The sequence below is a fragment of the Flavobacterium johnsoniae genome, assembly GCF_030388325.1.
GTDB lineage: Bacteria > Bacteroidota > Bacteroidia > Flavobacteriales > Flavobacteriaceae > Flavobacterium > Flavobacterium johnsoniae_C.
This window is the reverse complement of the sequence record NZ_CP103794.1, coordinates 3,589,143-3,613,584: the sequence shown is the minus strand read 5'-3', so window position 1 is coordinate 3,613,584 and position 24,442 is coordinate 3,589,143. Positions and strand designations below refer to the sequence as shown.

Below are 24,442 nucleotides of genomic sequence, written 5' to 3'. Positions count from 1 at the left end.
GGACATGACGTCCCTTTTGCTTACTAACTCAAAAAAATTATTCCATAAATGGAGCTCTGATTTTCTCAATATCCGCATTTTGAGCATCAGTTCCTGTTGGAATTTCAAACAAAACATCTCCTTCTTGATAATCTATTTTGATATAATCTGTCGAAATAGATACTTTTTTAGATTTTTTACCGATTTTTCCGTTGCAAGTATATTTCACTTTGTATTCTGTTGGTTTAATAGTATAATCCAACTCATACCAAGCTCTATACGGAATTGCATCTTCAAAATTATCTACGGTAAACTTGAACTTTTTAGATGACATTTTATCTACTTTTAAAGTCACTTCCAATGTATCGCAATCATAAAGTTCTTCTGTAGATAAAGTGTAATTAATCATGTTCTGAATCGGAAGCGGAACGAAGATTTTTGTTCCTTCAAATTCAAATTCACGAGTTGTATCTTTTAGCTTGATTCTCTTGTCTTTTTCGTACATTACTTCCTGGCGAACTTTAACTTTTGTCGAGCCATTATTTTTTACGAAATCAAACACAAAAGCATTTTTTTCTTTCGATTTATCGTTCCAAGTTGCTGGGAAAATAGCGTCTATTTCTTTACCAGATCTGCTTGTATTTTTTACATACGGAGTTCCTTCTGGCGCGATCATTCTACCAGAACTTTTCCAGATTAATTTTCCTTTAGAATCCGGATATCCAACTTCAATAGAAACCTGGCTCACTGGACTATCATTGACAATATCGCTGTCTTTATCCAATTTGATCAAACCTCCGTTTAAAGAAGCAATTACTTGAACCTTAGAAAAATCTTCATCTAACTGAATTTCAGTAATATATTTTTTCAAATCGGCTTTTGCTTCAGCGCCAGATTTTAGAGTCAAAGGAGTAAGATTTCCACTTATTTTTGAATCTAAAACCTCAATGGCAGAGAATTTAATTTCATCTGTAAATTTTACTTCTCTAATTTGAGTTCCGTGTTTTAAGCTCACTCCTACACTTCCGCCTCCGAAAAGAATTCTAAAAAATCCGCCTGGTTTTTCAGGTGTCGAAGCTGGAGTAAATTGTTTTTCTGGCGCATCAAAAATCTGTTTCTGAACCATTTGAAAAGCAAAATCTCTTTGTTTTTGAAAAAGAGCTTCTTCGACTTTTTTTCTTTCATCGTTAGAAAACTGATTATCAGTAATAATTTCGCTGACAATTCCACCTTGAGTTAAGATTTTTTCGTACTCACTTTCCCAATTCACATCTACAAACGACCAGCTAACATTGGCTTTGGCAGAAAAATAAGAATGTACTTTTTTTACATCTACAGTTGTTTTAATTGTTGTAGTTGGCATATAGCCTTTGTACTTGATTTTGTTTTCAATAACCAAATTATTAGATCCAGATTCTAATGCATTTTTGACTAAAGAAGCACTGTTGCGTCCCATAAGTACAGAAAGTGCATTATCTCCCAATCCGAATGTGGTTCCTGCGCCTTCGCCTTGAATATTAAATGTCCAAGGATTTGCGCCTCCAAACGGATTATTTGGTGATTTTTCTCCCACAACATGCATTGTAATCGTGTTTTCTGTTAATTGAATCGGTCTAACATTGGTCTCATTAAAATCTCTGTCAACGCCTTTTAAATAAGAGAATAATCCAAAAAGTTTTGACTGTCTTTGATTATTATAATTGGTGTGAAGCTTTTGTTTTAATTTATCAATTGCTTTCTTCAATAGAGCTTCTGGCAAATCGATTGTACTCGTTAAAGTAGTGTAAGCTCCTGCTTCTTCTTCCAATCCTTCTGCACCAATTACGGTTGACGAATCTCCTTCTGATTTAAAAACCTGCATGGCAAATTTGAATCTTCCGTCGGGATGTTTTGCCAAACGAGGCGCTTTTGGATAATAATAAAACTGCATTGGCAGACCGGCATCTCTCAATAATATATTGTTAGGATCTGGCGAGAAAAGCACTGCATAATCTGCTCCATCTTCTTTCTCTAAAAGAATTTCTACTGTTCCGGCTCCTGCATGAGGATAACCTAGGGCTGTTGGTTGTGACATAATTTTTAATTTTTTAGTTAATTACTTAATGAGGTTTAATTTTTGAATGCCAGTTTTTTACATTAAAACTGACGATGTAAAATTCTATCTTTATAAAATATTATGTAACAGCACTTTAACCCATTTTTTAGAATCATTATTACCCAAATAAAAAAGGGGATATTTCCCCTTGCTACAACTTTGGGTTTCAGATAATTTTGTCTTTCAATAACATTCAAAATGTTGTTAACTAAATCCTTAACCAATCAATAATAAATAACTATGAAAAATCCTCCCGCAAAACCAAGTCAGTTAATCACTAAAGAATTTGCCAAACAATTAAATGTGAATTACAACAATAGAAAAGCTTCTCTTACGGCTAAAAAACCGCAAAAAGAAGATGCGAATGCCATTTGGTATTCATTAGAAGAATTAGAAAACTACATTCATTATATAAAAACCAACGGCGCAAAAGACGGATATAATGTAGACGGAATTCGCTTTTATTTTGGAGTTTATCCAGATGATGAAAAACATGGAGAAAAAGCAGGTTTGACAACTTTATTTTTAGTTCCAACAGGAAAAAAAATAGAACAGAATATTGCTAAAGTTCAAAGTTTTGCATTAACACAAGAACCATTATCTTCTGACATACAAAGCCTTGAACCAATGAACTACGGCAACATCGGAAGACCACCAAGTTTAATATATTAAAAACTATGTTCGAATTTTTACGATCTTATATCATTTATTTAGCTTTTTTATCAGGTCTTGTTGGTTTATTTTCGCTTCCAAAACTTCCTGGTAACAAAGCTAAATTTTTAGTACTTTTAATCTGGTTTTCAATACTAATTGAAATTGTAGGCTACTATTTTACCCATTGGACTGGGTTACTTAATTATTATGTATACAATTTCTACATGTTTGCCAGTTTTACCGCCTATATTTTACTTTTACGAGCCTTACTTTCTAAAATCAATAATAAACATTTAGCCATTCTGTTTTTGATTCTATTTGCAGTTTCTTTCTTTTTAAACATTTTATATTTTAAAGAAGATACAAATCGCTCATTTACATATAGTTTTGCGATAGGCGTATTATTAGTTTTAATATTATCCTGTTTATATTTAGTAGAAATTTTCAATTCGAACAAAATTTTAAATTTTAAAAAGTCAGTGTTTTTTTGGTATGTTTTAGGAATTCTTGTTTTTCATGTTCCTTTTACCCCTTTTATGCTGGCAATCAATTGGTTTTTAATAAAACAAGACGAATCTGTATTTAGTTTAGTTTTGTTTATTTTAAATTTACTGGCACATTGTTGCTTTATAATCGGATTTGTATGGAGCGAAAAGAAATACAATTATTAGTTATTTCCTTAGGTATTGTTTTCTTTACCTTACTCGTCACACTTGTGATTATTTTCTTTTATTTTTTGAAAAAAAGAAACAGCTATTTGGTCGAAAAAATGGAAGCCGACTTGTATTTTCAGTCCGAACTTGTAAAAACTCGAATTGAAATTAAAGATCAAACCTTATCTGAAATCAGTAAAGAATTGCACGATAATATAGGTCAGATTATTTCAGTTGCGATTATGCAACTTAATATTTCGATTAGTAATAAAAATGTTCAAATAAGTGAACTTAAAGACCTTAAAGCCGTTCTTGCCAAATCATTAGACGAATTGAGAATACTTTCCCGAATTATAAACAAAGATAATTTACTGCAAAATAACTTTATAGAAGCCATTCAGCAAGATTTAGAACGGATTAAAAAATTAAAGAAAATCAAATATAATTTCCATCAAACCGGGATAATTCCAACTATAAATGAAGAGCATGAATTAATCATTTATCGGATTTTTCAAGAAGCGCTTCACAACAGTTTAAAACATTCGAGAAGTGATTTATTTGATGTTTATATCGAAGCTACCGATTCTGTTTTCAAATTGAAATTAAAAGATTTCGGAATTGGATATGATCTTAAAAAATCTAATTCTGGAATCGGATTAAACAATATGAAATTGAGAGCCAAATTAATCGGTGCCAAATTAATTATAAATTCAGATCAAACAGGAACGATGGTAACTATTGAATATCCATTAACTCAAGGCTATGAAAACTAACTCAAAAAATAAAATTCTGATTGTTGATGATCATTTATTATTTTCTCAATCACTAGAATTACTAATTAAAAGTTTTGGCGATTATGAAGTAATTGAACGTTTTGAAAACGGAAAAGTTTTTATTGATTATATCGAAGAAAATGCTTCTGCAGAAATTGATCTTATTTTACTAGATGTAAATATGCCAGTTTTAGACGGTTTAAGCACTATGAAATGGCTAAAAGATTATCGTCCAGATTTGAAAGTAATTGCTTTATCCGTAAATGATGACGAAGATATTATCATAAAAATGATTACCAACGGAGCAAAAGGTTATTTATTAAAAGATACTTCGCCTGAAATATTTAAAGAAGCCATTGAATGTGTAATTGAAAAGGGTTTTTATTTCACCGAATTAGTTTCCGGAATGTTGATTAATAAAGTTAATAGCAACGATAAAAAAATCAATTTAAAAGAAAAAGAGATTGTTTTTATAAAACATGCCTGTACTGAAATGACTTATAAAGAAATTGCATCAGAAATGTGTTTAAGTCCAAAAACAATTGATGGTTACCGAGAATCTCTTTTTGATAAACTTGAAATAAAAACCCGAATCGGATTGGTACTTTATGCGATTAAGCATAAAATCGTTTTTGTTTGATTAATACGTTAAAGCGGCAAAAACAGGATAATCTTTTATTTTTTCTCTTCCGTTTAGAAAAGTCAATTCCATTAAGAAATTGCATTGCACAATTTCGCCTCCTAATTTTTCTACTAATTCGCAAACAGCTTTTGCGGTTCCGCCTGTTGCCAAAACATCGTCGTGAATTAAAACCCGATCACCTTTTTGTATTGCATCAGTATGCATTTCTAAACTATCAGAACCATATTCTAATTCATATGAAGCAGAAATGGTATCAAAAGGAAGCTTTTTTGGCTTTCTTACAGGAACAAATCCAGCATTTAATTCTTGCGCAAGCAACATTCCGAAGAAAAAACCACGACTTTCCGCTCCTACAACCTTATCAATTTTCTGATTTTTTAAAGAATCCAGTAAAATTTTGAGACAATTTGTTCGTGCTTCGGGATTAATTAGTAAAGGAGTTATGTCTTTGAATAAAATTCCTTCTTTTGGAAATCCCTGAATATCACGTATATAATTTTCAAACTGCATTTTTTTTTAATTTTATGTTATTTTTCCCTTGTTTATCTCACATTTATGTCTATCTTTGCACCCGCAATAAGCAATCAACAAAGCTACAAAAATTAGCTGGTTGAAACAAGAAAGGCCTCGTGGCGCAACTGAATAGCGCATCTGATTACGGCTCAGAAGGTTACTGGTTTGAATCCAGTCGAGGTCACTACTCGGGACAAAAGAAAAATATCATCTTTTGTTCCGTTTTTTTTTGCCCGTAATCTATTGTTTACCAGATAGATGCACTTGAACATTTCGTTGACCCTAGCGGTTTGGATTTTATTGTTTTGAAATGTGAAATTTTCGGGAAAAATTAAACCGATTATCTCTCTGGAGTCGACTAAAGACCCGTCACCAAAGGCCTCGCCGAGCTTTATTAGGTTTTGCAGTCCTGTGTTCATTAAAGATTCAATATCGGCTCGGTCTTCATCCACATTTCCAATCTCATTTTCAAGCCTGCTGATCTCAGCATTGTATTCTGTCTTCATTAAATGATAGTCATCGGCATCTATCTTCTCGGTAACCAGCAGGTTTCTGGCAACAGCCAGTTTTTTTTCGTAAACCCCAATCTGTTCCAGGGATTTCTTTTTCTCATTTATAACCAATCCTGTATGTTCCCTGTATGCTTCAAGCAGAACTGCACTGTATAATTTTCTTACTTCGGCCAGAGGCTTGAACTTATTTAAATGCCCTTTAAATACACTATTGGCCATTTCGGAATTTACCCTCCACTTGCATACTTTATCGCAGTGGTAATAGAAGTAATCTCTGCTTCTGCCCCTGCACTTGCTGCCTCCCAATTTCTGTCCGCATTTAGGACAGACAAAAAATCCCCTGAGGGGAAAATTCTCAATTGTTTTGATTTTTGGCCTGTACGTCCTTGCTTTACTATTGAGTATATCCTGAACTTTATAGAACAGATCTTGGCTGATTATTGGATCATGCTGCCCCTTTACAAGCCTTTCCTCCTCATCTCGATACTTTGGAACTACTATCATTCCGCAGTATAATGGATTTCTTATAATCAGCCACATGTTGTTCTTAGAGATCCCCATGCCCTTTTCTTTGGCTGTCTGATATATTGATTCGGTACTGAAAATATTTTTTGCAATCTGTTCATATACCCAAACAACGTTTGCAGCCTTATCTGGCACAATTGCAATATACTTTTTTCCATCTTCGGTAACTTTGTTAGCATAGCCATACGGAGCCATTCCCATATGCCTGCCCTCTTTTTTGCCCCTTCTGAGGCCCTGAAACGTATTTAGCGCCCTGCGGTCATTTTCAACCTCAGGCGCAGCAAGATAAAATGCCAGCATCATCTTATTCTCCGGAACACTAAGATCCAGCGGCTGCTCAATTGCCTGCGGTTCGACTCCCAACGCCCTTAATTGATTTATCATCTGATAGGCATCGCCCGCGTTTCGGCTGAACCTATCCCATTTCATAAAAAGGACCAGGCTTATTTTATGTTTGCGTTTTTTTATGTCGGCAAGAAATTTTTTCCATTGCGGCCTGTTGAAAGTTTTTGCCGAATGATCTTCGTAAATCACATTGCGTATCTGAATTCTGTTGATGCCACAGTACTTTCTCAGCATCTCTTCCTGATTGCGCTGAGAGAAGCCTTTCTCAGCCTGCTCATCAGTGCTTACCCTGATATACAAATCTGCTATCTTGCTCATTCTGTTTTATTTAAATGTTTAACCACCGCGATATTAGCAATTTTTCTCAAGAAATACAAGATTTCTTCAGCCTGTTCAAAAGTCACCTCCAAGCCTTCAGTTTTAAGCATCTGCAGTGCTTTTTCAGTTGTAATTTTCGACTCATTGTAACCTGTCTCGTTTTCCATCTCATTATCCATTTTAGATTATAATTACACTAGATAGAAATTTATTTTAATTAAATGTCATGATGTATAAATCGGTTTTCACTGGCATAAAGTGGAAGCACATGTCTATCAATTAGAGATAGCTGATTTGTTATTTTTAAAGAGTATATTTACATTAGAATTCCGCCAATAATCAGCATTTTAATTAAAAAAATGAAATCGCTATGGTATTTACAGCAGTAAATTTAAAAAAGCATTTGGGCAAGACGCTGCCGCAGATTTTGTTTGCCGATTTAGATTATTTCATTTGGGCATACGAGAACAACGTTTTCAGAAATCCGCCTCTTAAGCTGGAAGCAGAGTACATATTTAAAAGGATTAAGAACATAAAAATTCCAAAAGAAAACCCAGAAGAATACGAAGTGGAATACCTGATCCATCAGCCTACCGGCAAATTCGGTCATTTTGAACTGGTGCCTAAAACTACACCCCTGCACAAGGGTGGAAGTCCCGCTTTCAGAACCGAAAATATAGATCTAACTGTTGCCAGATCTATTGCAGCTTACGACAAAAGCGGATGCCGTACCATGATAGAATACTTAAAAAAATATTATTTCGGCGATAGCAGCTATAAAATGGTTAAAAAAAGGTGTGAGGATTTTTTCAATAAGGATTCAAATTTCGTCTTATTATAATTTCACATAATTATGAAACCGAGTTTTAATTATTTTATCGGTAAAAGTACCGCAGCAATTTATAAACTCTGCATTGGAAAAGGCAACGCAAAGGAAAGATTGATTGAATCCGAGCTTGAGATAAGGTCCGCTTTGCGCGCTCCTGTTCCTGATGAATTAATGCCCTTGAAAAATAAGATAAAACACAATCTGCTTTACAGCGGACAAGGAGCATCAGGCGCTGCGAAGGGTTCAATAGCCAGATCCCTGCTTGGAAAGCGGAATTCAACAGCGTCCAAATTCATCGCAGACATAATTCGGCTCCATCTTGAAGTTGAAGCTTACATGAAATATTCCAGCCGGAACTAGCTGGCTTAAAAATCTATTATATCAGCAGATCTGCAAATAACCACCCCTGATAAAATATAAAACTTTATGGCAAAAGAACTCTCAAACAAGAATTCCAACGATATTTCCGTTACCGATCTTATCACATCAGCAACTGTCAGAATAGAAACTTTTGGCAAAAATGGCGGCACAGGTACCGGCTTCTTTTTTGATTTCGATCCGCAAACCCCAGAAACACTGGATAGCTTAGTGATTGTAACCAACTGTCATGTTGTAGATGGAGTCCAGAATGGCCAGTTTACCCTAACCAAGAAAGACCAAAATGGAGAACAGATTAACACTGAACATTTGACAATTTTCCTTGAAGACTTCCAATCGCACTGGATTAACCATCCCGACGACGAAGTCGACTTATGCATTCTGCCGATAAAATCAATTAAGCACTTAATCAAAGAAGATTTTTTTTACGGAGCGTTTGACTCCAGCCATATCCCCACTAAACAGGAAATTGAAAACTTATGTGCCATCGAAGAAATCATAATGGTCGGATATCCTGAAAACATTTGGGATGACCACAACAACAAACCCATTGTCAGAAAAGGAATTACTGCAACCAGCCCAAGACTGCCATATCTTGGCTACGATGAATTTTTAATTGATGCGGCGTGTTTTCCCGGCTCAAGCGGATCGCCGATCATTATTTACAATATCGGCCAATATATGGATCGAAATGAAAACCATTATTTTGTCAAATATCGGATAATCCTGCTTGGTATTTTATACGAGGGACCGCAATACACCGCTGAAGGAGAAATAGAAAGAGTGCCAATCAAAAAGAAAAAGATTGTAAAGACGCAATTGCCAATTAACCTTGGAGCGGCTATAAACGGCAGCAAGATCCTGGATTTTGCCGAGCGTTTACAGTAAAGATAATCGTCTTGCACAGATTTAGATTTTGAAAAATCTTAAACCTGTTTCATTTACCTAAGCTTCTCCTAAAATTTCAGAAAGCAGAACCTTTCTAAATCCTTCCGGCGCCGCTTCTGACGCTAAAGCAAGTTTTACAGCAGTAAGGCCTTCGACAGTCTGCTGAACCGCTAAATTGCTCCAGTCGAAATCAAAAATCTCCTGAAAATATTGCGCCACTGGCCTGTCTCTTATCAATAAGCTGGCGTCCCTGTTGTACATGGCTCCCGTCGTGGTTAAATTATGGCTTCCGAATAAAACCTGAGCATTGGCTTGGTCTGAAGAATCAACAATTATTGCTTTGGTATGGCATCGGCACTGTACTTTTATATTATCAGTATTAAAGCCAAATTTTTTAAGCCTTGTGAGTGTTTTAACCAAACCAGCCTGCCCTTTAGCCCCAAATTCACGCGGATCCCTGAAAATTATCCTCACCGCCACGCCATTGCTCTGCTTTTCGACAACCGCCCTGTAAAAGCTTTCATAAACAGGATCGTTGTTCTCCAATAATGAAAAAGACTGGTTTTCAATGTCAATGCTAACCTTTGCACTTTTAACCATTTCTGTCGCATGATAAAGGAACATACGCTGGCCCTCAGAATTTTTATCCGGAGTCAGCAGAGGCTGCACATCAAGTATGCGCTTAACTGTCAACGGCTTAAAATATCTTACTATCGGAGGTACTGGAGGACAGATCCCCTTAGAGATAAAGACATAGGAATTTGCGAGCTTTTCTTTAACATCGAAAGGCACACGCAGCGCTTCCTGATAATCCCAATCTATGTACTTTCTGAAAATGGTAGCCAACGTCGCATTTTTTATTACCACATTCCACTCCCGGTTATGTTTCGCAAGCGGTCCGGGAATAGCCTGGCCCTTGCCTGCCGGATCAATATCGGCTTGGTTCGAATTCTTCCAATTTCCGCTGCTCAGCCAGAACTCCTCATCATCTCGCGCTGCTACTTTTATATGATAGTCGCTCGCAATTAATTTGCCGCTTCCTACAGATGACCAGACATGCTCAAATTTACTCCCTAGACGGCTCTTCATATTATTCACCGCTCTATCAGTGCCATCGTTTTGGGTAACCATTCTAAGGCTCCCGTTGCAGTTTTGCACAGCCTCAAAAATTGCCGAACTAATGTGCTCAGCCTCCCACTCGTACATGGTTGCAGTAAGCCTGCTGCTTACTCTTTTAAGAAAATCCTTCAGATTTGGCCATCCCGAATCAGGGCTAACATGAAAAACCGCTTCCATATACTCAACTACACGGGGCAGCCCAATATTTGCAGGCTCACGATAATTGCCTGGCTTTGGCGCAGCCCAAAAGCTTACATCCACCCCCAAATATTCAAGCTGCTGTTCGAATCCCGCAGCCACCACATCGATTCCGTATCCCATGAACTCTGCAGGCAGAGGTTTCACCGCCAGTTCAAGCAGCGTCTTTTCATTAATTTTTTCCGCAACTTGCACAGAGATGACCTCTTCGTCCGTAATCCATCCATTTTTAAATCTAAAGCCCTGCTCAATATTTAGGACGCCAGGAATACCATAAAGTTCCTGCTTAGCCATCTCAACAGCTTCCGCCAGTTCCATTTTATAATTTTCTCCCATAACAAATCATATTAAATGACACTTAATATTTATGTTCCAACCAATATTCATCTTAGTTTAATTCAGGTATCGAATCTTATACAATTCAAATCTGCGCCCAATTATTCATAATTCTAAATCTAGAAAAATGTCAAACGCAAAACACACAATAAATATAGAAAAAACATCAAACAGACAACAGGTACAAATACCTGTTTTCCAATAATATATACCAATTTATCTAATTCAGAATTTCAGATTGCATCCTATTCCCGCTCTAATATCCTAGTCACATGGCTTCCCGTTATTTTTTTGCCAACAGCCTGTATGCTTCTGTCTTATTTCAGGAGCAAAGGTATCTCCGTGTTCTTAACCCAGAAGCAAGGCCATGTCCTGCGGATTTGATATAAAATCTCCACCCATACGGGTCGTATTTTCCATCAAAGCCTTGCTTCTGCTAAACACTAACCTTTTTATGCTCATGAAACAAAACATAGCATACACCGGCTCTTTAAACGAATAAAAAAAATGTCAGCAATGAGAAATAAAATATTGGAAGCGGAAAATGAAACAAAACAGCTCCACCTCGTCATTGCCGAATAAATAAAATTTCAAAAAAAATTAATCCTTAAAAATCAGAAATCATGAACATCATCGGAAGAGTAACAAAAGACGCAGAGGTACGCACCTTGTCAGGAAACAGACAGGTCGTGAATTTTTCAATAGCGACAAACGATAGCTACAGAAGCAAGGAGGGCGAGCGAGTGGAACAGACCACTTACTTCGACTGCGCCTACTGGATTAGCCCGAAAGTAGCGGAAATACTGAGAAAGGGAACTCTTGTGGAACTGTCAGGCAGGGTAAGCGCAAGAGCATGGAAAGGAAGCGACGGGGAACTGCATGCGGGACTGAACTTCAATACCTCGCAGATTAAGCTGCACGGAGGCGTAAAAAAGGAACAGGGCGAAGTTACGGCAACACAGAACAAAAGCAGCAGACCTGCTGTGCAGGAACCTGAGGAAGACCTGCCGTTTTAAGGCTCACATAGGAATTAATATCAAGTTTCAACTTTAAAACAATTATCATGGCACACAATATCAATTACAACAGCAGCACAGGAAATTATTCATTTTTCAGCGTAAAGCAGAAAGCATGGCACAATCTCGGAAAAACGGTGCAGGACTATCCGACAAGCGCAGAAGCCATCAGGCACGCCCAATTGGATTACGAGGTCGCCAAAACGCCTTTATACACCAAAGCCTTGGCAAAGGAGGAAATGCAGGACGGTACTGTGACGGCAGGCGCAGAACTGCACGTTCCCGATTATTTCTCGACCATCCGCACCGACAGCAATACGGTTTTGGGCGTAGTGGGGAAAGACTACCATATAGTACAGAACCGTGAGGCGTTCAGCTTTTTTGACGCCATAGTCGGCGGCGGCGAAGGCATCCTGTATGAAACCGCAGGGGCGTTAGGGAACGGGGAACGCATCTTCATTACAGCCAAGCTTCCCGACTACATCAGGGTCGGCAGCGGGGATGATGTGACTGAAAAATATATTTTCCTGACCACCTCCCACGATGGAAGCGGAAGCATTACAGCAGCCTTCACTCCCATCCGAATCGTATGCCAAAACACACTTAACGCCTCGCTCCGCAGCATGAGCAACGTGGTGCGCATCCGACACACTTCGGGAGCAAAACAGCGCCTTGATGATGCGCACAAGGTCATGGGACTGGCAAACACGCTCAGCAGTCAGCTGGAGGACATCTTCAACCATTGGGCTAAAGTAAAAGTTACGGATACAGAGGTCAAAAAGTTGATTCAGCTGGCATTATGCCCGAACAGGGAAACTCTGGAAATGCTTAAAACTGGCGCAGATGATGCAGTGTCCGCCATTTTCAGAAACACCGTGGAAGATGCTTTTGCCTATGCCATGGCAAGCGACACCCAACAGATGGAAACCACAAAAGGAACGCTTTATGGCGCATACAATGCCGTGACAGGATATTATCAGAACGTGCGCACCTACAAGGACGATGAAGCAAAACTGCAGTCCATCGTGATGGGAGGAACGGCACAGCTGAAATCGCAGAAAGCCTTCGAACTCTGCACCTCTTTTGCCGTGGACGGCAATAAGGCGCTGATGCTGAATTAAAAAAAGACGGGCGGCTGCCTTCAAAGCGGCCGTCTTACAGCTTCTCAGTATGTGAAGCCGATAAAAAACAGACATTAAAATCTACAGCTATGAACAGCAATTTTTTCAATCAGATAAGACAGATGGACATTTCAGGGGATCTGCACCTGACCATCGCAAAATCGACCGAAGGCATCCTTGTCGTATCGGTCATGCTTAAAAACGAAGCCTGCGGGGACAATGCCAAAAACATCATACCCCCGCTCAACCTGAGAGGAACAGCAGAGGAACTCGACAGCGGTTTCTTTCACACCATTACCGCCCCGATGCAGAGCGCATCGGGACTGATGGCAGACATGGAATCTTTCATGAAACAGCTGGAACAGGTGAAAATGCAGTCGGCAAAGGAGAAACAGAAAGCCGATGCGCAGAAAAAGCAGCACGAAGCCAAAGACAAAAGATTCAGCGATGCCATGACAAAGGCTGAAGAACTGGAAAAACAGGGCAGATTCCGTGAGGCTTGGATGAAAGTTCCCGAAGCGGCGGAATTTCCCGACAGAGCCGACGAAATACGCAGAAAGAGAACATCCCTGTCGGACAGGTTCTCCGCTCCGAGCCTTTTCGGTTCAGAACAGGAAAAGCCCGAACCGCCCAAAGAGGCGCTCTATCCCGAACATGCAGAGATTCAGCCCGATGAGGAAATGTCCTTTGAGGAGCAGGAATATGAAGAGGAAGAAGAAGACCAAGAGGAATATGAATATTAAAATGCAGCGATATGTTACTAGCAACACACCTACAGCGGGTTTTCATAATCATTGAAAAGGGTCAGCAGATAAGGCTGAGCGACCCCGAACCTAGATGGAGCGTCGAGGCGGTGCTGAATTTCTACGCCCCGACATACCCTATCCTGACGACCTCCAAAATTTCAGCGCCAGTCATCAGGGACGATGCGGTGGAATACAGATTCGAAACCGTAATGGGAACAAAAGGATAACCTAATTTAAAGGCAATGAACCATGCAGAAAAAAAACGATAGCAGGCACAATAAGCCTGCCGCGGCAGAAAAGACAAAGACAGCTGCACGACCAGCTGGGAAATTTCATGGCTTGGATGCACAGACCCAAAGACGCGGGGGAAATTCAGAAAGACAGAGCAAAATCAGTCCCTGTCGGAATGCTTCCGATAATTTTCTGAGAATATCATTCCTGCCCAAACTGGAGCAGTGCAAAACCGTACAGCCCCGTAGGGAACACAAAAGAATGCAGCCGCAGTTCTACAAATCCCTTTCGCATCTGACAGCGCATTACGGCATCACCCCCATGCAGACCGACTGCTTTGAATATCCGTACAATTTAGCGCTGTCGCTGTGGGATGCGGAGCGGATGCTGAAAAAACAGTACGCGGACTGCCCCGAAATCAGTCTGATACAGGACGGTGCTGAAACCTATCTTGAAAGCGAGGAAACCTGCGATACAGGGACGACCCTGTATTACATACCCGTCGAACCGCTGTATTGGATGAGCCACGATGCGTGGTACAAAAGAAATGCCAAACTGCTTTTAAGCCTCTTTTCCTATCTGTACCATATTGCGGAAGTCCCCTACTACAGACAGCAGGACAGCTACCTGTACTGGATGTATGAAATGCACAGGGAATGGACGGAGCAGGACGACGAAGGCGAACAGAGAGAACGCTTTTTGCATGAGTTCGACAGGGCGGAGATTATAGGGGACTTTATCGAAAAAAAAATATACAATCCAATCAGCCTGAGGCTATTTGGACAGCGCCTGCGCAGCTTCAAATGCCGTGATGCATTCGACTGGGAATGCCTGTCGGTTGCCCAAAAAGCGCATAGGCTTTCTAATCTCTTTCTCCCCTTCATTTGCCAAAAACAGTCTGCGGCGCAGCACCTCTTTAATCCAACAGCATCAGATACAGGGAACTGTCTCCGATGGCTCTAGTCCCCTGCCCGGCGTTACCATCTCATTAAAGGCAGATTCCATGACTGCCGCGATTTCTGACTACAACGGCCATTTTAGTATTTCTGCATCTGCCCAAGATACCTTAGTATTATCTTATTTAGGATTCAAAACCGCTTACATACCCATTAATAGCCGGTCAAAAATTAATATTGTACTTCAGGTTGACGCCACCACTCTGCAGGAAGTCAAAGTTAATGCCGGATATTACTCTGTACAAGAAAGCGAACGTACTGGAAGCATTGCTCGAATTACATCTAAAGATATCGATACCCAGCCAGTCACAAATGTTTTGGCCACAATGCAGGGAAGGATGGCTGGTGTCAGCATCACCCAGACTACAGGTGCTCCTGGCGGTGGATTTGATATTAAAATCAGAGGACAGAACAGCCTTCGGTCCGATGCCAATGCACCGTTGTACATTATTGATGGTGTTCCGTATTCTTCGGATCCAATCGGACATGCGCAAACCTCTAGTCCTTTCCCGACAGTTTCCAGTCCGCTTAATAGCATTAGCCCAGATTCGATCGAAAGCATTGAAGTCCTCAAAGATGCAGATGCAACCTCAATATATGGTTCAAGGGGCGCAAATGGAGTTGTTCTCATTACCACCAAAAAAGGGAAAAAAGGAAAGACATCTTTCACCATTAATAGCTCGACGGGTGCAGGGACAATTACAATATTTCCTGACCTGATGAACACAGAGCAGTATCTGGCAATGCGAAGACAGGCTTTTAAAAACGATGGACTTTCTGAATTTAATGACTGGGATTACGACATAAACGGAACTTGGGATCAGAAAAGATATACTGATTGGCAGAAGGAGCTTCTTGGAGGTACAGCACAGATGAATGACCTTCAAGGCACTGTATCGGGAGGATCAGAGCAGACGCAGTTTATGTTCAACGGTAACTGGCATCAGCAAAGTACTGTATATCCCGGAGACTTTCGTTATAAGACGGGCGGACTGCAGCTTAATTTAAACCATAAGTCAGAAGACGGAAGATTCCGCATTAGTTTTACAGGAGGCTACAACAGCCAGAATAATAACCTGCCTTCCTTTGACCTGAGTTTTGATGCTAGATATCTCCCTCCTAATGCCCCTGCTCTATATAAACCTGATGGAAGCCTTAACTGGGAAAACGGTACTTGGGAGAATCCGCTTAGAAATCTTAATGCACAATTCCGTTCAAAAACAAATAATCTAATAGCTAATAGCACGCTTTCATATGAAATCCTAAAAGATCTTACCATTAAAAGCAGCTTTGGTTTTACCAATCTAGGCAGTTCCGAAACTAGAACCCGGCCTTCCACCATTTTTAACCCGGCCAATAATGTCACCAGTGCACGTTCTGCGATCTATCTCTACGATACGGACCGTAAATCTTGGATAATAGAACCTCAGATCAATTACAGCATGGCAATAGCTAATGGAAAATTTGACGTGCTGGTCGGCGGTACTTTCCAGAGCCAGACAAACGATATCCTGTATCAGACTGCTAGCGGATTCGCCTCCAACAGCTTAATTTACAACCTTGCAGCAGCAAAAAACATAACTATTTACAGCAACGACCAGGATCAATATAAATATCAAGCTTTTTTCGCCAGAGTCAATTACAACCTGCAGCAGCGTTATATTCTTAATCTGACAGGACGACGGGACGGTTCAAGCAGATTTGGGCCAGGAAACCAGTTCGCTTCTTTTGGAGCTGCTGGTGCAGCATGGATTTTCTCAAAAGAAAACTTTTTAACTGAAAGCTATTGGCTAAGTTTTGGTAAAATCCGTTGCAGCTACGGAACGACAGGAAATGACAAGATCGGTGACTATCAGTTTCTTAACACCTATACCACATCTGGAATAAATTATGGAGGCTTAACTGGATTACAGCCCTCAAGACTTTACAATCCAGATTTTGGATGGGAAATTAATAAAAAACTGGAATTCGCATTAGAGCTTGGATTTTTAAAGGATAGGATTTTCACAACTGTTTCCTGGTACCGGAATCGCTCTTCAAATCAGCTGGTCGGTCTTCCATTGCCAGGCACAACGGGATTTCAGGTTATACAGACAAACCTAGATGCGCAGATAGAAAACAAAGGTCTTGAACTCACATTAAGGGCGGTAAATTTTAATGATTCCAAATTTAAATGGTCTACAAATTTCAACATAACTTTTGCTAAAAACACCTTGTTACGTTTTCCTAATCTAGAAGGTTCAACATACAGCCAGAAGTATCGAATAGGTATGCCGCTAAACATCGAGCTGTTGTATCATTACAAAGGCGTAGATCCACAGACGGGTGTTTACCGATTTGAGGACACTAACAAAGACAATACAATCTCTTTTCCGGATGATAGGCAGACTGCCCTGAATCTTAACCCTGCATTTTATGGGGGGCTTCAAAACCAAATTAACTATAAAAGATGGAATTTAGACTTTCTCTTGCAGTTTGTAAAACAAAAAAGCAGAATCTATCCGATGGGACCTGCTGGAATGATGTCTAATCAGTTGCGGGATATGAGCGCAACATGGACGCAGCCCGGGGATAATGCATCGTACCAGATTGCAACAACTGGATCCAATTATGAAGCATTGATGGCTGATTATTATTACTCCCTCAGCGATGCTACTGTGACGGACGGGTCTTATATCCGTCTTAAAAATATAGCCTTGTCATTCGATGTTCCGCTGGCACTTAAACAGACAGGCCTAAAAATCATGCTTCAGGGACAAAATTTACTGACATTCACAAAATTCAAAGACGGGGATCCGGAATTCGGAGGTGCGGGATTTCTACCGCCGCTTAAAGTACTCAGCGCAGGCATACAACTAACATTTTAACTATCAGAAAATGAAAAAAATAACAGTCTTAACAGTTGCTGTAGTTTTATGGCAGCTCCTAGCATGCGACTCTTTTGTTGAAACTGGTCTTCCTAAATCACAGCTTTCAACTTCAGAGGTATTCGAAGATCAAGCAACGGCTGCAGCAGCCTTAGCTAATATTTATGCCAAAATACGTGACACAGGCATGCTGACAGGCTCCTTTACAGGTTTATCGCTCCAGCTTGGGAACTACGCCGATGAAACAGTTTCATATGAAAATGCTTCAAGCTCCGGCTCTTTATTTTATGGCAATAGACTGCTTCCTTCCACAACGGCAGTCCAGGACTACTGGAATACTTCTTATAATCAGATCTATGCCTCAAATGCGCTTATAGAAGGAGTAGAAAAGAGCCAGAATCTTTCCCCTGAAAATAAAAAACAGCTTAAAGGGGAAGCACTCTTTATCAGGGCATTGGTGCACTTTTATCTCACAAATCTTTTTGGTTCTATTCCCTACATCACTGATACCGATTACAGAAAAAACAGTAAGGTCTCGCGTATAGATATGCAGAAAGTTTATGAGCATATTCTTTCTGATCTGAACAGTGCCGTCCTCCTGCTGCCAACTTCATACAGTACTGTGGAAAGAATCCGTCCCAACAAGTGGGTTTGTCATGCACTGCTCTCAAGAGTTTATCTGTACAGCAATCGATATGCTGAAGCCTCTAATGAAGCCTCAGCAGTTTTAAATGAAAATAATTTGTTTTCATTGGAACAGGATATAGACCGCACTTTTCTTGTCAGCTCGAAAGAAACTATCTGGCAGCTTCAGCCGGCATTTGCGGGGCAGAACACAAAGGAAGGGTCATCCTTTATTTTTATAAGCACCCCTCCAACAGCAGCCTCTCTCAGCCCTTCGCTCTTTGATTCCTTTGCCGCAAATGACCTGCGCAAATCTCATTGGATCAAAGCTGTTTCAAATGGTACTTCAATTTGGTATCATCCCTTCAAATATAAGGAACGGGATAATACGGCGCAATCCAAGGAATATTCTGTATTGTTCCGATTAGCCGAGCAGTATCTCATCCGCGCAGAAGCCAGGGCGCGCCAAGGAAATTTAACTGGATCAAAAGAAGATTTGAACCAAATCAGGATACGCGCTGGATTAGACAAAACAGCTGCAGTGACCGCAGATGAAATCGCAAATGCAATACTGCAGGAGAGAAGATGGGAGTATTTTACCGAGCTTGGCCATCGCTTTTTTGATCTGAAACGTCTTGAAGTGCTTGATAAAACTCTCAAACCAGTAAAAGCAGGATGGAATTCAGAAGACAAATTGTTCCCTATACCTCAAACTGAATTAATCACCAATCCAAATCTTCAACCCCAAAATCCTGGTTACTAAATAAAATACAATATGGCATCAAAAAATAAACGGTTCTCCCTTAAAGAAGTTCAATTAAAGGATTGTCTTATATATTTATTTTTTTTATTTGTTTTGCAATTGGAAACCTGCCCTTTAAATGGGCAGGCATTGCAGAAAAAAGAGCTAGAGGAGAAAGATTACCGCCTCTGGGCGGAAACTTTCATTGATAAATTTTCTTCTGATGGAAGATGGACTAGTTATTCCTTACAATATGAAAACAATCGTGATACGTTATTTATCAGAAACATAACTGACACGGGAAAAACATTTAATATTCCGATGGGATATAACTCCTGCATTACTTCAGATCAATACTTTTACGCCCAGACAAAAGACAGCCTTAGCTTTATTGATTTGAGTAATGGGCAGCAGAAAAGTATTTCGAATGTTTCTTCCTATCAATATAACGAGCAATACAATCTTATTATATTACTAAAAGCTAACGCTGGAAAAGAAAAGTCGCTACTTATTCAAAGTCCTGATGGAAGAATAATTAAATCAGTAGAACATGCCACACAGTTCTCTCTTTGTCCTAAAAATAAATGGCTAATCGTCAGCACTTGCAGCAGCGGCAGTTGCAAATTGATACTGATCAATTTAAAAGATAAGTCCGAAAAACAAATCGCTTCCGGTTCAAATCATTTTACGGAATTTTCATGGGATCCACATGGCAGAGCAGTCGCTTTTTACTCGTTGTCGCCAGATAGGAAAATAAATTCAATATTTATGTACCGCAATGACCTGAAAAGATTATTTGAATTTAATAGTGGAGTTCCGCAGGGACTTCCTGAGGGCGCAGAAATTGTTTCTTCACCTCCAGATAAAATTTTAATTTCAGAAGACCTCCAGCGTGTCTTTTTCCATATCAGGAAAAGAAAATCTGACAAACTTTCTAAATCTTATTCGCAGCCTGAAGTCTGGAACACAAATGATAAGTTAGTATATTCGTACGCATATATCGGTGAAATTCCCAGTGAAACTCTCAAAATTATGATGTGGGAACCGAATAAAGGAAGACCTATTGAGGTAAGCACAGATGAACTTCCTGAAGTTTTTTTCACGGGAAACCAAAAGTATGCGATTCTGTCCAATAAACTGCAGTATGAGCCACAATTTACTCTTTATGCACCGCGAGATTATTATCTGCTTAACCTTGCCACGATGCAGCGAAAGAAAATACTGAGCAGGTTTTCATCTTATTATGAATATTTAACAGCATCTCCTGACGGACGTTATCTTGCTTATTTTAAAGACGGCAACTGGTGGACTTATAATATTATCAAAGACCTGCATACTAACCTAACTCAAAATTTACAAACAGTTTTCAATGGCAAAGTACATACTTTGGTTTCCAACAGTGCATTTGGACAAGCTGGATGGAGCAGCAGTAATACAGAAATACTTCTCTATGACCAATTTGATATCTGGGCTGTAAGATTTGACGGTTCTAAAGCGAGAAGACTTACCCACGGAAGGGAAAAAGAAATAAAGTTTCGCTTTGGTTGTGATCCAGGCAGTGCCCTACTTAATAGTACATATGGAAGCTTGAACCATGAAGTCTATGACCTAACTAAAGAGATTATTTTAAATGCCAGAGGTGCTGATGAAAAAACAGGATTTTTTCTATGGAAAGAAAATATCGGCGAAAAACCAATCGTTTATGAGGATGCATATATTGACCAGCTCAAATATTCATTTTCCGGCAAAAAGTTTCTATACAGGATTCAAAAATTTTCTCTTCCGCCTGGGCTGGTCATTCAGCAGGAAGATCTGCGGCAAAGTACAATTTTCCAGAGCAATGCGCAGCATAGTAATTATCACTGGGGAAATAACGAACTCGTAACTTTTGAGAATTCAAAGCATCAGAAACTCAAAGGTGTTTTATATTATCCGGCTTTATATGACCCCACAAAAAAATATCCTATGATTGTCCATGTTTATGAAAACCAGTCAAAAAATCTGCATTTATATTCCATTCCTACCTTAAAGAATGAAACAGGATTTAATCCGGCAGTTTTTACCTCTAAAGGCTACTTTTTCTTTCTTCCTGATATCATCATTGAGGATGAAAATCAAGGGCTATCCTCATTGGACTGCGCCGAATCAGGTGTAAAAAAAATACTCTCCATGAACATTGTCAATCCCGAAGGTGTTGGCCTAATGGGCCATTCTTTCGGCGGTTATGAGTCTGCGTTCATTGCAAACCGATCCAGCCTCTTTAAAACAGCTGTAGTCAGCGGGGCAATTACAGATTTAGGCCGCTTTTATTTAACTGTAAACTGGAAAACAGGCAGGCCCGATATATGGCGCTTCCAAGGTGATCAGTGGAATATGAATAATAAGGATCCATTTAATTATCCCGATGTTTATAATCGAAACTCGCCAGTCGCCTATATTAACAGTCTAAAGATTCCGCTTCTCACATGGAGCGGGAGGGCAGATACGCAGGTTGACTGGCAGCAGACCGTCGAATATCATATGGCCCTGCGTCGTCTTGGTAAAAAAAATGTAATGCTGCTGTATCCTAATGAAGGTCATGGATTGGCTATACCTTCCAATCAGGAGGATTTGACACACAGAGTTTTGCAATGGTTTGACTATTTTCTAAAAGAAGAAAAAATCTCAGGTTGGATAGACAATGCTATGAATTAATTCATACAATAAACAAAGCCGTTCATGTGTCTGAACGGCTTATCTTTAAATAAGCTTTTAAAATGGACGCCAGAGCGTTATTACACATTGCCCCTGCGCATTCTTTCCATAGGCTATTGGTCCGGTTGTTCCGCCTAAACGGCAGATAAATGGACTGGGATTATCATCACAAGCGACTGCAATATCACATTGTTGCTGAGCATTCAAAGTGTAACCCACAGCAGGACCTCGACGTTTTTCAAGCTGCGGCTTGAACGAATTGGCAAACGCGCTGGACGCTGCAAGGATTACGGCTAGAATAGATAAACGGTTTTTAAGAATAATTCTCTTCATAATTGTTTATTATCATTGGACAGCATACAAAATATGCCTCTTCGTTTACTTAAAAAAATCAGATTTTATATTTAACAATACCGCTCCATATCACTGGAGCGGTAAAGCTAATTACTCAATTTTCACTGCATCGGACGATATAGTATTTCAACACATTGTCCTTGTGCATTCTTACCGTAGGCCTGTGGTCCTGAGGTACCATTTAGTCGGCAGACAAATGGTGTCGGATTATCGTCACAAGCCACTTGGATATTGCAATCGTCCTTAGCATTCAGCGTGTAGCCGACTCTAGGGGCCAAACTTTTTGAACTGCTCTGCATCGAGGACGCAAAGGCTCCTGTAATTGCAACGACAACTGTTGCTGCTGCAATTCCATTTTTAAATAATAGCGTTTTCATAATATAAATATTAAATTAAACTCTGATCTACTTTTTTCTACAGGTTTTCGATCTGTTTCCTGATACTGGCCAGTATATTTTTAATATCATTTTTTTACAAAACCATTATTTTTAAACTCTTTTTTCAATATATCCCGGAATTTATAAACTACAATACTATTTCCAATCAGAGCAAAGCAATTTTCTTTCGTTATATAAAAGCTTCTCATCTTATTATCCTCTAAATTATAGATTGGGAAACTCATCAGGTATATATTTTTTGAGATATCGTAAACATCTATTATTGACGCCTGCTCCCACAGTTTGTTATCCTCAAACTTTCCCTTGATTCTAGAATGTATAAAAAGTAGATTATCATATACTGCGGCGTTAGCGTTTACAATTAACGGCGGGGCATTCATAGTACGCTCCTTATTTCCTTTAAGATAGGCCACTCCTATCTTCGCTTTTGAAACAGTATCGATCGTATTGCCTCTCCTTACGAGATGTCCGCTATTATTTGCTATAATAAACTCATTTCTATAAAAGTAGACATATACCAACCGTTGTATCTTTTCACTGTAGAGCAATATTCCATCAGTGTCAAAAACTCCATCGATCTGTCTCTGGAGTAGACGTCCATTATATTTAATTGAAGGTCTAGAGTATTGGTTAAAGACTCCTAAAATGTTCCCTAGATTTTCTCCATTATTGGATCTGAATCCAGTAGTTGTACTGTCGATTTGAACCGACTGTGTGAAATAGGGTATTCCTTTTAAATTATAATTGATTTTCCAGTCCGAAGTTTTTCCCCGGTAGACTGCAGGTACGGATCCCTCTTTTAGAAAAAAGTAAAATCCCTGTACAGATACAATTGGTTTCTTAAATGGAATTTCGTTAGTCCTAAAAGTAATTCTCTCCGCTTTCAGACTTTTCAGTCCTTGATCTGCTGACTTAATATTTAAGGGAGCGGTATAGTTACCCAGATAGATTCTGCCTCCTGACTCCCCAGCAAAGTAGTAGGAATTATATTTTAAGTCCAGCTGGTTTTCAAACGCTGCTGGATGTTGAGGATAACGTCTTATAAAAGGATTTTCAAAGTGCATAATACTCTCTGAGCGTCGAAATAGAATTATTATAATGGCGGTAGTACAGATAATTGTGGAAATCATTTTCACCAAAATTAAATAGCTTTTTTTTCTTGAATGATATGGCTTTTCTATATTATGGTGCAGCAAAATAGCTGTCATTGCCAGTAACACAAATGCAATATTGAAGATGAGATGGCTTCGCCAGCTCATTTTTTCTAAAATGCCTCCGCATGAACAAGGTATAAAAGAACTATAATTTAAAATAATTATAATATAGGTAGTAAATAAGCTCATCATGCCCAGTGCTAGAAATAATGCTGCCATTCTTAATTTGGGTACCATAAGCAACAGAGCTGTTAAAAGCTCAAGAAACAGTACACTTGGTGCTGCCAAGCCAGCAAATGCACTTATTAGCGGTGATTGCCCGAGCTGGATTTGGAAGTTTTCAAAATCTATCATTTTGCTTACTGAAGCATAAACAAATAGAAGTATATATAACAGGCAGATTACTTCAAGTATCACTTTTTTAAATGATTCCGGTATTTTCATTGGTTTAATTTTAAGGTGTAGGATTATCATCTTTGCCAATAGTCAGTAGATAATATTTTCCACTTGTTAAAAAATCATTTGAATTATAGCACAATTTCAAAGTGCCAAATTAGATCAATTGCATTGAGTGATTATTATGAAAATTCATCCATTATTTATAAAAAACGGTCTATTTTTCCTATAAGCAATTATCTTCCTATTCGCTGAGGGCTTAAAGAAATATTCTCGATACCCAAAAAGTGGGCAGATTTTTAGCAAGCTGCATGCTGTTGGTCTTCAAAACGTTGCTGGAAAAGCGGATGAATCCGAAGCAAATCAAATGCTATGCTCCCGTTCT

General features: G+C 39.2%; 23 protein-coding genes and 1 tRNA gene. 15 read left to right on the top strand and 9 right to left on the bottom strand.

The window, feature by feature from the left end; translation table 11 throughout:
- Positions 1-37: 37 nt before the first annotated feature.
- Positions 38-2,053, bottom strand: a complete 2,016-nt coding sequence (locus NYQ10_RS15775) for a hypothetical protein (protein ID WP_289877202.1) — start codon at positions 2,051-2,053, stop codon at positions 38-40.
- Positions 2,054-2,314: 261 nt separating this feature from the next.
- Here NYQ10_RS15775 and NYQ10_RS15770 point away from each other — a divergent pair, with 261 nt between their 5' ends.
- The gene (locus tag NYQ10_RS15770; protein ID WP_289877201.1) at positions 2,315-2,746 is read left to right on the top strand and encodes a hypothetical protein; all 432 of its coding nucleotides are present in this window, start codon (positions 2,315-2,317) and stop codon (positions 2,744-2,746) included.
- A gap of 226 nt (positions 2,747-2,972) precedes the next feature.
- Here NYQ10_RS15770 and NYQ10_RS15765 read toward each other — a convergent pair whose 3' ends face one another.
- On the bottom strand, positions 2,973-3,176 hold the full coding sequence (locus NYQ10_RS15765; protein WP_289877200.1) for a hypothetical protein: 204 nt from the start codon (positions 3,174-3,176) through the stop codon (positions 2,973-2,975).
- A 321-nt stretch (positions 3,177-3,497) separates the two neighbouring features.
- Between NYQ10_RS15765 and NYQ10_RS15760 the strand changes: the two genes are divergently transcribed.
- Together NYQ10_RS15760 and NYQ10_RS15755 are read left to right on the top strand one after the other, a co-directional pair.
- Complete coding sequence (locus NYQ10_RS15760; RefSeq protein ID WP_289877199.1) at positions 3,498-4,154, top strand: sensor histidine kinase; 657 nt, start codon at positions 3,498-3,500, stop codon at positions 4,152-4,154.
- Positions 4,144-4,794 carry a response regulator transcription factor gene (locus NYQ10_RS15755; protein ID WP_289877198.1) on the top strand — a complete coding sequence of 217 codons (651 nt, stop codon included), beginning with the start codon at positions 4,144-4,146 and terminating at the stop codon, positions 4,792-4,794. The genes NYQ10_RS15760 and NYQ10_RS15755 overlap by 11 nt, the downstream gene beginning before the upstream one ends.
- Here NYQ10_RS15755 and NYQ10_RS15750 read toward each other — a convergent pair whose 3' ends face one another.
- The gene (locus tag NYQ10_RS15750) at positions 4,795-5,307 is read right to left on the bottom strand and encodes an adenine phosphoribosyltransferase (protein WP_289877197.1); all 513 of its coding nucleotides are present in this window, start codon (positions 5,305-5,307) and stop codon (positions 4,795-4,797) included.
- A 113-nt stretch (positions 5,308-5,420) separates the two neighbouring features.
- Between NYQ10_RS15750 and NYQ10_RS15745 the strand changes: the two genes are divergently transcribed.
- Positions 5,421-5,494 (top strand) — tRNA-Arg (locus NYQ10_RS15745).
- Here the strand turns inward: NYQ10_RS15745 and NYQ10_RS15740 are convergent.
- Positions 5,460-7,010, bottom strand: a complete 1,551-nt coding sequence (locus NYQ10_RS15740) for a recombinase family protein (protein ID WP_012025034.1) — start codon at positions 7,008-7,010, stop codon at positions 5,460-5,462. The genes NYQ10_RS15745 and NYQ10_RS15740 overlap by 35 nt on opposite strands.
- On the bottom strand, positions 7,007-7,177 hold the full coding sequence (locus NYQ10_RS15735) for a hypothetical protein (protein ID WP_157498535.1): 171 nt from the start codon (positions 7,175-7,177) through the stop codon (positions 7,007-7,009). Before NYQ10_RS15735 ends, NYQ10_RS15740 begins: the two co-directional genes overlap by 4 nt.
- A gap of 203 nt (positions 7,178-7,380) precedes the next feature.
- Between NYQ10_RS15735 and NYQ10_RS15730 the strand changes: the two genes are divergently transcribed.
- From NYQ10_RS15730 to NYQ10_RS15720, 3 genes are all read left to right on the top strand, one after another.
- Positions 7,381-7,851 carry a hypothetical protein gene (locus NYQ10_RS15730; protein ID WP_008463874.1) on the top strand — a complete coding sequence of 157 codons (471 nt, stop codon included), beginning with the start codon at positions 7,381-7,383 and terminating at the stop codon, positions 7,849-7,851.
- Positions 7,852-7,863: 12 nt separating this feature from the next.
- Positions 7,864-8,199, top strand: coding sequence for a hypothetical protein (locus NYQ10_RS15725; protein ID WP_008463873.1), 336 nt, complete (start codon positions 7,864-7,866; stop codon positions 8,197-8,199).
- 66 nt (positions 8,200-8,265) lie between these two features.
- Positions 8,266-9,105 (top strand): S1 family peptidase, encoded by an 840-nt coding sequence (locus tag NYQ10_RS15720; RefSeq protein WP_008463872.1) that lies wholly within the window; start codon positions 8,266-8,268, stop codon positions 9,103-9,105.
- A gap of 57 nt (positions 9,106-9,162) precedes the next feature.
- Here NYQ10_RS15720 and NYQ10_RS15715 read toward each other — a convergent pair whose 3' ends face one another.
- Positions 9,163-10,758, bottom strand: coding sequence for a phospholipase D-like domain-containing protein (locus tag NYQ10_RS15715; RefSeq protein ID WP_008463871.1), 1,596 nt, complete (start codon positions 10,756-10,758; stop codon positions 9,163-9,165).
- Between the two features lie 623 nt (positions 10,759-11,381).
- Between NYQ10_RS15715 and NYQ10_RS15710 the strand changes: the two genes are divergently transcribed.
- The 8 genes from NYQ10_RS15710 to NYQ10_RS15675 all read left to right on the top strand — a co-directional run bounded on the left by NYQ10_RS15710 (position 11,382) and on the right by NYQ10_RS15675 (position 21,755).
- Positions 11,382-11,774 (top strand): single-stranded DNA-binding protein, encoded by a 393-nt coding sequence (locus NYQ10_RS15710; RefSeq protein WP_008463870.1) that lies wholly within the window; start codon positions 11,382-11,384, stop codon positions 11,772-11,774.
- A gap of 47 nt (positions 11,775-11,821) precedes the next feature.
- Positions 11,822-12,895 (top strand): DUF932 domain-containing protein, encoded by a 1,074-nt coding sequence (locus NYQ10_RS15705; RefSeq protein WP_008463869.1) that lies wholly within the window; start codon positions 11,822-11,824, stop codon positions 12,893-12,895.
- 89 nt (positions 12,896-12,984) lie between these two features.
- Positions 12,985-13,638, top strand: coding sequence for a PRTRC system protein E (locus NYQ10_RS15700; RefSeq protein ID WP_129053310.1), 654 nt, complete (start codon positions 12,985-12,987; stop codon positions 13,636-13,638).
- Positions 13,639-13,649: 11 nt separating this feature from the next.
- Entirely contained in the window at positions 13,650-13,868 is a 219-nt protein-coding gene (locus NYQ10_RS15695) for a PRTRC system protein C (protein WP_008463865.1), read from the top strand.
- Positions 13,869-13,890: 22 nt separating this feature from the next.
- On the top strand, positions 13,891-14,835 hold the full coding sequence (locus tag NYQ10_RS15690) for a hypothetical protein (RefSeq protein WP_289877196.1): 945 nt from the start codon (positions 13,891-13,893) through the stop codon (positions 14,833-14,835).
- Positions 14,726-17,695 carry a SusC/RagA family TonB-linked outer membrane protein gene (locus NYQ10_RS15685; protein WP_289881044.1) on the top strand — a complete coding sequence of 990 codons (2,970 nt, stop codon included), beginning with the start codon at positions 14,726-14,728 and terminating at the stop codon, positions 17,693-17,695. The genes NYQ10_RS15690 and NYQ10_RS15685 overlap by 110 nt, the downstream gene beginning before the upstream one ends.
- Before the next feature lie 10 nt (positions 17,696-17,705).
- Positions 17,706-19,082 (top strand): RagB/SusD family nutrient uptake outer membrane protein, encoded by a 1,377-nt coding sequence (locus NYQ10_RS15680; RefSeq protein WP_289877195.1) that lies wholly within the window; start codon positions 17,706-17,708, stop codon positions 19,080-19,082.
- 12 nt (positions 19,083-19,094) lie between these two features.
- A complete protein-coding gene (locus NYQ10_RS15675) occupies positions 19,095-21,755 on the top strand; it encodes a S9 family peptidase (protein ID WP_289877194.1) in 2,661 nt (886 codons plus the stop codon).
- A gap of 57 nt (positions 21,756-21,812) precedes the next feature.
- Here NYQ10_RS15675 and NYQ10_RS15670 read toward each other — a convergent pair whose 3' ends face one another.
- From NYQ10_RS15670 to NYQ10_RS15660, 3 genes are all read right to left on the bottom strand, one after another.
- Positions 21,813-22,088 carry a hypothetical protein gene (locus NYQ10_RS15670; protein ID WP_289877193.1) on the bottom strand — a complete coding sequence of 92 codons (276 nt, stop codon included), beginning with the start codon at positions 22,086-22,088 and terminating at the stop codon, positions 21,813-21,815.
- 122 nt (positions 22,089-22,210) lie between these two features.
- A complete protein-coding gene (locus NYQ10_RS15665; RefSeq protein ID WP_289877192.1) occupies positions 22,211-22,486 on the bottom strand; it encodes a hypothetical protein in 276 nt (91 codons plus the stop codon).
- Between the two features lie 86 nt (positions 22,487-22,572).
- Positions 22,573-24,105: a MauE/DoxX family redox-associated membrane protein gene (locus NYQ10_RS15660; protein ID WP_289877191.1), complete on the bottom strand. Its 1,533-nt coding sequence runs from the start codon at positions 24,103-24,105 to the stop codon at positions 22,573-22,575.
- Between the last annotated feature and the right edge of the window lie 337 nt (positions 24,106-24,442).

Coding starts and splice junctions, on each gene's coding strand:
- NYQ10_RS15775 (WP_289877202.1), bottom strand. CDS start 2,053: ATGTCACAACCAACAGCCCTAGGTTATCCTCATGCAGGAGCCGGAACA.
- NYQ10_RS15770 (WP_289877201.1), top strand. CDS start 2,315: ATGAAAAATCCTCCCGCAAAACCAAGTCAGTTAATCACTAAAGAATTT.
- NYQ10_RS15760 (WP_289877199.1), top strand. CDS start 3,498: ATGGAAGCCGACTTGTATTTTCAGTCCGAACTTGTAAAAACTCGAATT.
- NYQ10_RS15755 (WP_289877198.1), top strand. CDS start 4,144: ATGAAAACTAACTCAAAAAATAAAATTCTGATTGTTGATGATCATTTA.
- NYQ10_RS15750 (WP_289877197.1), bottom strand. CDS start 5,307: ATGCAGTTTGAAAATTATATACGTGATATTCAGGGATTTCCAAAAGAA.
- NYQ10_RS15740 (WP_012025034.1), bottom strand. CDS start 7,010: ATGAGCAAGATAGCAGATTTGTATATCAGGGTAAGCACTGATGAGCAG.
- NYQ10_RS15735 (WP_157498535.1), bottom strand. CDS start 7,177: ATGGAAAACGAGACAGGTTACAATGAGTCGAAAATTACAACTGAAAAA.
- NYQ10_RS15730 (WP_008463874.1), top strand. CDS start 7,381: ATGGTATTTACAGCAGTAAATTTAAAAAAGCATTTGGGCAAGACGCTG.
- NYQ10_RS15725 (WP_008463873.1), top strand. CDS start 7,864: ATGAAACCGAGTTTTAATTATTTTATCGGTAAAAGTACCGCAGCAATT.
- NYQ10_RS15720 (WP_008463872.1), top strand. CDS start 8,266: ATGGCAAAAGAACTCTCAAACAAGAATTCCAACGATATTTCCGTTACC.
- NYQ10_RS15715 (WP_008463871.1), bottom strand. CDS start 10,758: ATGGGAGAAAATTATAAAATGGAACTGGCGGAAGCTGTTGAGATGGCT.
- NYQ10_RS15710 (WP_008463870.1), top strand. CDS start 11,382: ATGAACATCATCGGAAGAGTAACAAAAGACGCAGAGGTACGCACCTTG.
- NYQ10_RS15705 (WP_008463869.1), top strand. CDS start 11,822: ATGGCACACAATATCAATTACAACAGCAGCACAGGAAATTATTCATTT.
- NYQ10_RS15700 (WP_129053310.1), top strand. CDS start 12,985: ATGAACAGCAATTTTTTCAATCAGATAAGACAGATGGACATTTCAGGG.
- NYQ10_RS15695 (WP_008463865.1), top strand. CDS start 13,650: ATGTTACTAGCAACACACCTACAGCGGGTTTTCATAATCATTGAAAAG.
- NYQ10_RS15690 (WP_289877196.1), top strand. CDS start 13,891: ATGCAGAAAAAAAACGATAGCAGGCACAATAAGCCTGCCGCGGCAGAA.
- NYQ10_RS15680 (WP_289877195.1), top strand. CDS start 17,706: ATGAAAAAAATAACAGTCTTAACAGTTGCTGTAGTTTTATGGCAGCTC.
- NYQ10_RS15675 (WP_289877194.1), top strand. CDS start 19,095: ATGGCATCAAAAAATAAACGGTTCTCCCTTAAAGAAGTTCAATTAAAG.
- NYQ10_RS15670 (WP_289877193.1), bottom strand. CDS start 22,088: ATGAAGAGAATTATTCTTAAAAACCGTTTATCTATTCTAGCCGTAATC.
- NYQ10_RS15665 (WP_289877192.1), bottom strand. CDS start 22,486: ATGAAAACGCTATTATTTAAAAATGGAATTGCAGCAGCAACAGTTGTC.
- NYQ10_RS15660 (WP_289877191.1), bottom strand. CDS start 24,105: ATGAAAATACCGGAATCATTTAAAAAAGTGATACTTGAAGTAATCTGC.